The sequence below is a fragment of the Pseudomonas sp. JH-2 genome, from assembly GCF_036231725.1.
GTDB lineage: Bacteria > Pseudomonadota > Gammaproteobacteria > Pseudomonadales > Pseudomonadaceae > Pseudomonas > Pseudomonas delhiensis.
This window is the reverse complement of record NZ_JAZAQP010000113.1, coordinates 1-1,225: the sequence shown is the minus strand read 5'-3', so window position 1 is coordinate 1,225 and position 1,225 is coordinate 1. Positions and strand designations below refer to the sequence as shown.

The window sequence follows — 1,225 nt, the reverse complement described above, 5'->3', positions numbered from 1 at the left end:
GGCGGGGCGGCCAAGGGCAAGGCGATCATCATCATGAACCCGGCCGAGCCGCCGCTGATCATGCGTGACACCGTGTATGTGCTCAGCGAATCGGTCGATCAGGCCAAGGTCGAGGCGAGCATCGAGGAGATGGCCGCCGCCGTGCAGGCCTACGTCCCCGGTTACCGGCTGAAGCAGAAGGTGCAGTTCGACGAGGTCCGCGACCTGAACATCCCCGGTCACGGCAAGTTCTCCGGGTTGAAAACCTCCGTCTTCCTCGAAGTCGAAGGCGCCGCCCACTACCTGCCGGCCTACGCCGGCAACCTCGACATCATGACCTCCGCCGCGCTGGCCACCGCCGAGCGCATGGCGCAAGCAATGGGGGCCTCGGCATGAGCCAGAAACTCTATATCTCCGACGTGACCCTGCGTGATGGCATGCATGCCATCCGCCACCAGTACAGCCTGGACGACGTGCGCGCCATCGCCGCAGCGCTGGATATGGCGAAGGTGGATTCCATCGAAGTCGCGCACGGCGATGGCCTGCAAGGTTCGTCGTTCAACTACGGCTTCGGCGCCCACACCGATCTGGAATGGATCGAAGCCGCGGCGGACTCGGTGAAGCACGCAAAGATTGCCACCTTGCTGCTGCCGGGCATCGGCACCATCCACGACCTGAAGGCTGCCTACACCGCCGGCGCCCGCGTCGTGCGCGTGGCCACCCATTGCACCGAAGCGGACGTCTCCAAGCAGCACATCGAATATGCCCGCGAGCTGGGCATGGACACCGTCGGCTTCCTGATGATGAGCCACATGCAGACCCCGGAAGGCCTCGCGCAGCAGGCCAAGCTGATGGAGAGCTACGGCGCCACCTGCATCTACGTGGTGGACTCCGGCGGGGCGATGAACATGGACGATATCCGTGCGCGTTTCCGCGCGGTGAAGGCCGTGCTCAGGCCCGAGACCGAAACCGGCATCCACGCCCACCATAACCTCAGCCTCGGCGTGGCCAACTCCATCGCTGCGGTGGAAGAGGGTTGCAACCGTATCGACGCCAGCCTGGCTGGCATGGGCGCTGGGGCGGGCAATGCGCCGCTGGAAGTATTCATCGCCGCCGCCGACAAGCTCGGCTGGCACCACGGCACCGACCTCTACGCGCTGATGGATGCCGCCGACGACCTGGTGCGCCCGCTGCAGGACCGCCCGGTGCGGGTGGACCGCGAAACCCTGGCCCTGGGCTACGCCGG

1 protein-coding gene and 1 pseudogene are annotated in these 1,225 nt (G+C 66.0%); both read left to right on the top strand.

Going from position 1 to position 1,225, the window contains the following annotated elements:
- Positions 1-375: pseudogene (locus VV867_RS30940) on the top strand (acetaldehyde dehydrogenase); the annotation flags it as partial.
- Positions 372-1,225: 4-hydroxy-2-oxovalerate aldolase (gene mhpE / locus VV867_RS30935; protein ID WP_328568438.1), on the top strand; the 854-nt coding region annotated here is incomplete at its 3' end. The pseudogene VV867_RS30940 and the gene mhpE, both read left to right, overlap by 4 nt.